Source organism: Nocardiopsis sp. MG754419 (assembly GCF_018207095.1).
Classification (GTDB): domain Bacteria; phylum Actinomycetota; class Actinomycetes; order Streptosporangiales; family Streptosporangiaceae; genus Nocardiopsis.
In genome coordinates, this window is the sequence record NZ_QOCZ01000206.1 from 1 (window position 1) to 7,745 (window position 7,745).

Here is a 7,745-nt window from a genome sequence, read left to right on the forward strand (position 1 = left end):
GGGCGCGTCCACGCTACCGGTGGGTAGGAGCCGTGGGGGTGGGCCACCGACCTCCGTCGATGGCCACCGCGCACGGACGTGGTGGGCGGGCCGCGTCCCGGTCGACCCCGGCGATGGCGGAGGTGTTCGTTCACGGCAGGGCCTCACCCCGTCCTGCGTGGCGCGTGCGGGCCACACGTGTGACCTGGGGGAATCCGGGGGAAGAACTCCGCATCCGACAACACTCCGACCACAGGAGTACCCATGGAGGGCTACGGGGCCCAGATCGGCCTCGTGCTGGTCTTGGTCGTGGTGAACGCCGTGTTCGCGGGCAGTGAGATCGCGCTGGTCACCCTGCGCGAGGGCCAGATCCGGCGTCTGGAGGAGCGCGGCCCCGGTGGGCGTGCCGTCGCCCGGTTGGCCCGGGACCCGAACCGGTTCCTGGCCACCATTCAGATCGGCATCACCCTCGCGGGGTTCCTCGCCTCGGCGACCGCCGCCGTCGCCCTGGCGCGACCGTTGGTCGAACCCCTGGGTTTCCTCGGACGCTACGCCGCCCCGGTCTCGATCGTGCTCGTGACCATCGTGCTGACCTTCGTCACCCTGGTCCTGGGCGAACTCGCGCCCAAGCGCATCGCCATGCAGCGGGCGGAGGGCTGGGCGCTGCTGGTCGCGCGCCCCCTCGACCTGCTGGCCGCTCTGACCCGTCCGGTGGTGTGGCTGCTGGGCGCCTCCACCGACGTGGTGGTGCGCCTCCTCGGCGCGGACCCGCGGGCCGAACGCGAGGAGGTCACCGAGGAGGAACTGCGCGAGATGATCACCTCCCGCGGCGACATGACCCCCGAACAGCGTCAGATCCTCGACGGCGCCTTCGAGATCCGGGAACGGCGGCTGCGCGAGGTGCTCGTGCCGCGCCGGGACGTGGACGCCGTGTCGTCGGGCACCGGGGCGGCCCGGGCCCTGGCCCGGCTCGCGGAACGCGGGCACTCGCGGGCCCCGGTGGTCCGCTTCGGCGATCTCGACGAGGTGGTGGGCGTGGTGCACTGGTCGGATCTGATCGGGCGCGACGAGGACGTCGCCGACCTGGCCCGGGAGGTGCCCCGGTTGCCGGACACGCTGTCGTTGTCGGTGGCGCTGCGCCGGATGACGGAGGGCCGCCAGCAGTTGGCCATGGTGATCGGGGAGAGCGGGGAGGTCGGCGGCATCGTCTCCCTGGAGGATCTGCTGGAGGAACTGGTCGGCGACATCACCGACGAGACCGACCGGGACCGGCCGGAGGTCGTGCGGCTGGCCGGCGGGGCGTTACGGCTGCCCGGCGCCTTCCCCGTGCACGATCTGCTGGACCTCGGAGTGGAGCTCACCGACCGGCCGAACGGCGCCTACGTCACCGTGGCGGGCATGGTGCTGGTGCTGCTCGGCCGGATCCCCGACGGCCCGGGGGACCGGGTGGACCTGGGCGGGTGGAGCGCCACGGTCCTCGCCGCGGACGGCCGCAGGATCGACGAGATCCGGTTGAACCCGGAGCCGGTCACGGAGTGAGGGGGTCCTCGGCCGGGCGTTTGCGGAGCACGATCAGCAGGTTCCAGGTGATGATCTCGCGCAGCAGCGGGACCCGCACGATCGGCTTCATCCACGTCGGCAGGTACCGGGGACGGATGTCCACCACGTCCACGTCGCCCCGGCCGCGCACCCACCGCAGCATCTCCCCGGCGTGGGCGGCGTACATGCTGCGACCGAAGTCGTTCTTGGGCCGTCGGCCGTTCCTGCGGGCGAACCGTTCGGCGGCGTAGGAGCCGCCCAGGTAGTGCCACGGGGAGGTCTCGTGCCCGCCCCAGGGGGACAGCCACAACGTGTACGACAGGTACACCAGCCCGCCGGGGCGGGTGACCCGCACCATCTCGTCGGCCATTCGGGTCCGGTCGGGCACGTGCTCCAACACGTTGGAGGAGAAGCACACGTCCACGCTCGCGCTGCGCAGCGGAAGGTCCAGAGCGCTGCCCTGCACCGCGTTCGTGTCCGCCTCCCGACCGTGGAGGGTCATCTCGTGGGCGTCGGAGTCCACGCACAGACAGCGCGCGCCCTCGGCGCGCAGGGCGTCGGCGAAGTAGCCGGGACCGCCCCCCACGTCCACCACCAGCCGCCCGTCCAGCGCCGTGTAGGAGCGCAGTTGGGCGACGGTGTCGCGGGCCAGCCCGCCGTAGAAGAACGCCGGGTCGCTCTGTTCCTTGCGAAAGGCCGCGAACAGTCCCACGGAGCGGCCCAGGGTGGCGCGGAACGGCACGGTGGCGTCGGAGCGCGCGTCGGTGGAGGTCACGCCCCTCCTCCGATCCGCACGTAGTGGCGCAGATGGCGCCAGTGGTCGCCGCCCCAGTACGCGTCGGAGGCCACGATGGTCGCTTCGGGCAGGAGTGCGGCCAGACGCGCGGTGCGCAGGGTGTGCATCCGCATCGGCGCCGGATAGCTCAGGACCACCCGCTGGGCCAGGGCCACCAACGGCCACGGCACGTACCTGAACACCAGGCCCTTGAAGGTGCGCCGTTCGGTCTCCGGCACACCCAGCACCAGGGCGCCGCCGGGGCGGACCACGCGGGCGAACTCGCGCACGTACCCCTCGGCGAGATCGGTGGGCAGATGCTGCAGGACCAGGTCGGTGTAGACGACGTCGAAGGAGTCGTCCTCGAACAGGGACAGGTCGGGGCGCTCGTTGAGCACGAACTCGATCCGGCCCCCGGAGCGGTCCAGCCGACGAGCCTCGGCCAGCATGGGCGCGGAGATGTCCACGCCCACCACCCGGTCGAAGTGGTCGGCCAGCGCGTTGGACAGGCGTCCGGCGCCGCAGCCGAAGTCCAGCACGCGGTCGCGTCGTGCGGTCGGCACCAGCTCGTCCAGGCGGGCGAGGGTCGGACCCACCTCGGCGCGACCGGAGGCGAGGAACTCCTCGTCGTCCCAGCCGCCGTCACGCTTGTCGGGGTCCACGCAGACCGCCCACAGCGGTTCGGTGGACCCCAGCCGGGTCCAGTCACGGCGGACCTGTTCGAGCCCCACCGACATCACCCCCACGGTACTGGTGACCGTCCCGGAACAGGGCTGGGTGAAGCCTGTTCCTGTTCTGGGCGAGCTGGCCATGGAGACCTGCGTCGACGGTCAGGAATAAAAGTGGAACGTGTTGTATTCTGGCACCCGTTTTCCGGGTTGGCCAACCTACGGCGGGGAGAGTACCTATGCCGCCTGTGTCCCCCACCGAGCGCGAACCCGAGGACGGGGCGCGCGCCGGGGCGTCCGCTTCCGAGGAGGAGGGGACCACCAGAGTACGCAGACCGGTCGAGGAGGCGGAGGAGCAGGGCCCCACCGTGGGGGAGATGGCGCGCGCCTCGCTCGCCGCGCTGCACGGTGTGCGGCATGACCGCCTCTTCCAGGCGGGCCTGCTCATCGTGGCCCTGGCGACGATGCTGAAGGTCTACGTGCTCAGCGAGTCGTACTTCGTGGAGGACGACTTCCTCTTCTTCGCGGCGGCCAACGCGGGCGACCTCACCCCCGAGTTCCTGCTGGAGCTGCACAAGGGCCACTTCATGCCGGGGGCCCTGTTCCTGGTCTACCTCCAGAACGCCTTCGGCCCCTACCACTGGGCGTCGGCCGCGGGCACCATGCTGTTCCTCCAGGTCGCCGCCATCCTGGTCTTCTTCCGGTTGCTGTGGGAGCTGTTCGGTCGCCGGTGGGCCCTGCTCGTGCCGCTCACCGTGTACACGTTGGCCCCGCTCACCATCCCGGTGCTCGGTTGGTGGGCGGCGGCGCTCAACGCCGTGCCGTTCCAGCTGTCCGTCGCCCTGGCGCTGTTGTGCACCGTCCGCTACCTGCGCACGGGGATCACCCGGTACGCCTGGTGGGCCGTCGCCGCGGTCGTGTTCGGCATGCTGTTCTCGGTGAAGGCCATGCTGCTGCCCCCGCTGCTGCTGGCCTTCGCGGTGGCCTTCCTGTACCCGGGCGGCCTGGTCGGGGCGGTCCGGTACGCGTTCTGGCTGGACCGGAGGTTCTGGTCGGGGATGGTGTTCCTCGCCGTCGGCTACCTGGCGCTCTACCTGGTCCGTCAGAACGCCGGCACGGGGGAGGAGGGCGCCTCGGTGCCGGTGTGGGACACGGCGGTCGAACTGCTCCGCCGCATGCTCACCGAGGTGTTCCCGGTCGGTGCCCTCGGCGGGCCGTTCACGTGGAGCCCGATCACCCCCACGGGCGGGCTGGTCGACCCGGCGGGCGTGGTGCTCATCGGCGCGTGGGCGGTGCTCGCCGCCATCGTCCTGGCGAGTCTGCGGACCCGACATCGCGCCTGGCGGGCGTGGGCGCTCCTGCTGGGGTACCTGGTGTTCGTCGACGTCGTCCCGACCGTGATCGCGCGCGGCGACGTCTACGGGGAGGTGGGGTCCGACCCCCGGTACGTGGCCGACGCCGCCCTGGTGTTCGCCCTGGTCCTGGCGCTCGCCTTCCTCACCACGAAGGAGGAGCGGGCGCGGGAGCACACCGGCAACGCGGGGGAGGAACGCGACCCGCGCCACCGGCTCCTGCTCGTGCGGCCGGGGCGCGGCACCTGGGCGCTCGCGCTGGTCCTCACCCTGATCTACGCGGGTTCGGCGGGCTACTCCACCTACACCTACGCGCAGACGCTCAGTGGGGATCGCCTGCACTCCTACCTGGCCAACGTCCGATCCTCGCTGGCGCAGGTGCCCGACGACGCCGGGATCTACAGCAGGCCGGTGCCCGACGACATCGTGCTGGAGTGGAACGGGCCGCGCCGGCTCAGCTCGTACGTGCTGGCGCCGTTGGCCGACGGTGACCTCGCCGAGCGCATGTACGCGCCCGAACCGGCGGCCACCGCGCACGTGTTCGACGACGGGGGGAACCTGGTGGAGGCGGGACCGCCCGCGCAGGTGAACGCGTTCGTCCCGGCCGAGGACACGGACTGCATGGACAGCTGGGACGGTCTCATGTCCTGGTCGGTGTGGGAGTTCGGGGGGATCGAGCAGGTGGCCACCATCGGCTACACCTCCGACGAGGTCGCCAACCTGGTCGTCGTGGTGGGCGGGGAGGAGACTCGGGTCGACCTGCCGCCCGCGCCCGACGGCGGGTACTGGTACGTGCCGGTGAGCGAGCGCGACGACACGTTCACCCTGTACACCGACCCCGACCGCACCTGTGTGACCTGGGCCTCGCTGGGGCCGCTGGCGCCCGCGGCCGACCTCGCCGTGGAGGCCGAGACCCCCGAGGAGGGGGCCGAGGGCGACGGCGCCGGGGACGACGCGGACACCTCCGCCGAGGACGAGGGCTGAGCCTTCAGCGTGGGGGCGGACCCGCCGGTTGCGGGCGCCGTCCCCCCTTCCCGGACACGAAGAAGCGCCGTGACCACAGCCGGGAGGGTTCCTCCACCCCGTGGAAGGTGAGGGTGCCGAGCAACGTGCTGAACGCCAGGACCGGGATGATGTCCAGCCAGAAGGACCCGGTGAAGACCTCCTGCCCGGTGAAGTCGCGCCACAGGTAGAGCACCACGAACTGCCACAGGAAGACCCCGTAGCTGATCCGGGCGAAGAACACCATGACCCGGTGGCGCATCAGGGCGTCCAGCCAGGCTCCGTCGCGCCAGGCCCGCACGGTGCGCAGCGCCGGCGGCGGTCCGGGTGCGGGCGGGGGCGCCAGTGCCGCGGGGGCGACCAGGAACAGCGCGAAGCCGATGCTCGTGGCGTTCTCCACCAACGAGATCCACAGGTTGCCCGGCTCGAAGAACCGGCCGCCCGCCGCGGGGGTGGCCTCCAGCAGGAAGAACGCCCCGGCGACCAGCCAGCACAGTCCGGGGGCGCCGGCGATGGTCCGGCAGAACCGGCGTACCGGGCCGTCCGGACCGCGTTCGCGCCAGGCCCACTCGGACAGCACGGCCAGTCCCATGCCCACCGCGAACATGCCCATGCAGCGGGGCAGCCAGGAGTGCATGTGCTCGGCGGGTTCGGGGAGGTACTGCGGGATCAGGGCGAGGAAGGACAGCGCCGCCAGCCCGGCGAGGCCGAGGAGCAGTCGACGACCGCGCGCGTGCACCGTGGCGCCGCCGCGCGCCCACAGGTGCAGCACCGCGGCGAACAGGGGCAGGGTCAGGTAGAAGGTCACCTCGACCGACAGGCTCCACATCTGTCCGAGCCCCTCGGGTCCGGGGCCGGCCCAGTGGGGGGCGGTGTTGAAGGGGAAGGTCAGCGTCATGACCTCGATCCAGTGCACCACCGAACCGCGGTGCTCACCGGCCCACAGGATCAGCGCGGTGGCCGCCACCACCCAGTAGGCGGGGAAGACGCGCATGACGCGGCGCCACAGGTAGGCGGGCACGTTCGGACCACGAGTGCCGTCCAGGGCGGCCCGGGCCCAGGGCCGGTACAGCAGCACTCCCGACAGCGCGAAGAACAGGGGCACCGCGAGCGCCGTGGCGCTGAGCACCCCGCCGAGTACCCCGGGAGCGAGCGCGTCGCCGGTCTCGGTGGACACGTGGACGACGAGGACCATGAGGCAGGCGAAGCCGCGGATCCCGTCCAGGGAGTGGTGGCGTCCGCTCACCTGCGGCAGCAGGCGTGTGGGGTCGGCGGAGGTGGGCCGGGGGGCGCCGGAGGCGGGGTCCTCGGGCGCGGAGGAAGTGGGCGCCATGGGGCCTTCCAGAACGGGAGGAAGTCGAAACGCGTTGCACTAGAACGTGTTATAAAAATTCAGACACGCCCAGGTGACGTCCTTCACTACTGGGCAGTACTCTACCCGGAACTGAACCTAGTTCCAGATCTGGACTCTCATCCGCCCAGGAGGGCACATGCGCCGTACCGTTGCGGTCGTTCTCATCGCGCTGGGGGTCTTCTGTCTCGTCTTGGCACCCATGATGCGCTTGTGGATGGCCAGTTCCCTGATGAAGACTCCGCTGGACTACTACAACGCCACCGTCAACACGGGAGAGATCACCTACTTCAACATCGAGGACGTGGAGCAGGTCGAGGACGCCAGCGTCGAAGCGCACTCCACCCTCCGGGCCGACGTCGCCTCCAGTACCGACGACGTGGTGGTGTGGGACCAGTTCACCTGGATCAAGGACGCCGACACCGACTTCGGCATCAGCTCCAACAGCCGACGCGCCGGGCACGACCGTGTCACGGGAGAGGCCGTCGACTGTTGCGACGCCATGGTCAACGAGGAGCGTCTCACCCAGAGCGGTCAGCTCTGGAAGTTCCCGTTCATGACCGAGCAGCGCGACTACGACTTCTTCGAGACGACCGTCGGCGAGGTCGTGCCGATGGAGTTCCAGGGCGTCGAGGAGGTCGACGGGGTCGAGGCCTACAAGTTCGTCCAGACCGTGGAACCGACCGTCGTCGACCAGCGGGAGATCCCGCGTGAGGTCGCCGGTCTGGAAGGGGAGGGCGACGTCGTCGGCGACGAGACCTTCTCCATCGTCCGCAGCTACTGGGTCGAGCCGACCAGCGGTACGCCGATCAACATCAGCGAGGACCACCACCTGGTCGTCGTCGTGGACGGCGAGGAGGTGCTGACCCTGCTCAGCGGCGAACTCGAGTTCGACGACGCGACCCGCGCCGCCTCCATCGAGAACACCGAGCAGGCCCGGACGGTCCTGCCACTGCTGCACACCACGCTTCCCCTCGCCGCGCTGATCACCGGTGTCGGCTTCATCGGCATCGCCGTCGTCCTGCTCGTCACCGGGCGGCGCACCGGCGCGTAGACCCCCGCCCTTCCGCCCCCCGGCC

6 protein-coding genes are annotated in these 7,745 nt (G+C 71.0%); 3 read left to right on the forward strand and 3 right to left on the reverse strand.

Annotated elements, in window-relative coordinates:
• Positions 1-243: 243 nt before the first annotated feature.
• Complete coding sequence (locus tag DSY14_RS25650) at positions 244-1,518, forward strand: hemolysin family protein (protein WP_211719185.1); 1,275 nt, start codon at positions 244-246, stop codon at positions 1,516-1,518.
• Here DSY14_RS25650 and DSY14_RS25655 read toward each other — a convergent pair.
• Both DSY14_RS25655 and DSY14_RS25660 read right to left on the reverse strand, forming a co-directional pair.
• The gene (locus tag DSY14_RS25655; RefSeq protein WP_211719186.1) at positions 1,508-2,293 is read right to left on the reverse strand and encodes a class I SAM-dependent methyltransferase; all 786 of its coding nucleotides are present in this window, start codon (positions 2,291-2,293) and stop codon (positions 1,508-1,510) included. The genes DSY14_RS25650 and DSY14_RS25655 overlap by 11 nt on opposite strands.
• Positions 2,290-3,030: a class I SAM-dependent methyltransferase gene (locus DSY14_RS25660; protein ID WP_211719187.1), complete on the reverse strand. Its 741-nt coding sequence runs from the start codon at positions 3,028-3,030 to the stop codon at positions 2,290-2,292. The genes DSY14_RS25655 and DSY14_RS25660 overlap by 4 nt, the downstream gene beginning before the upstream one ends.
• A gap of 170 nt (positions 3,031-3,200) precedes the next feature.
• On the opposite strand from DSY14_RS25660, the gene DSY14_RS25665 reads away from it, so the two are divergent.
• The gene (locus DSY14_RS25665; RefSeq protein WP_211719188.1) at positions 3,201-5,297 is read left to right on the forward strand and encodes a glycosyltransferase family 39 protein; all 2,097 of its coding nucleotides are present in this window, start codon (positions 3,201-3,203) and stop codon (positions 5,295-5,297) included.
• 4 nt (positions 5,298-5,301) lie between these two features.
• Here the strand turns inward: DSY14_RS25665 and DSY14_RS25670 are convergent, their stop codons facing one another.
• Positions 5,302-6,648 carry an acyltransferase gene (locus DSY14_RS25670; protein WP_211719189.1) on the reverse strand — a complete coding sequence of 449 codons (1,347 nt, stop codon included), beginning with the start codon at positions 6,646-6,648 and terminating at the stop codon, positions 5,302-5,304.
• A 157-nt stretch (positions 6,649-6,805) separates the two neighbouring features.
• Here DSY14_RS25670 and DSY14_RS25675 point away from each other — a divergent pair, with 157 nt between their 5' ends.
• A complete protein-coding gene (locus tag DSY14_RS25675; RefSeq protein ID WP_211719190.1) occupies positions 6,806-7,720 on the forward strand; it encodes a DUF3068 domain-containing protein in 915 nt (304 codons plus the stop codon).
• Positions 7,721-7,745 lie beyond the last annotated feature (25 nt).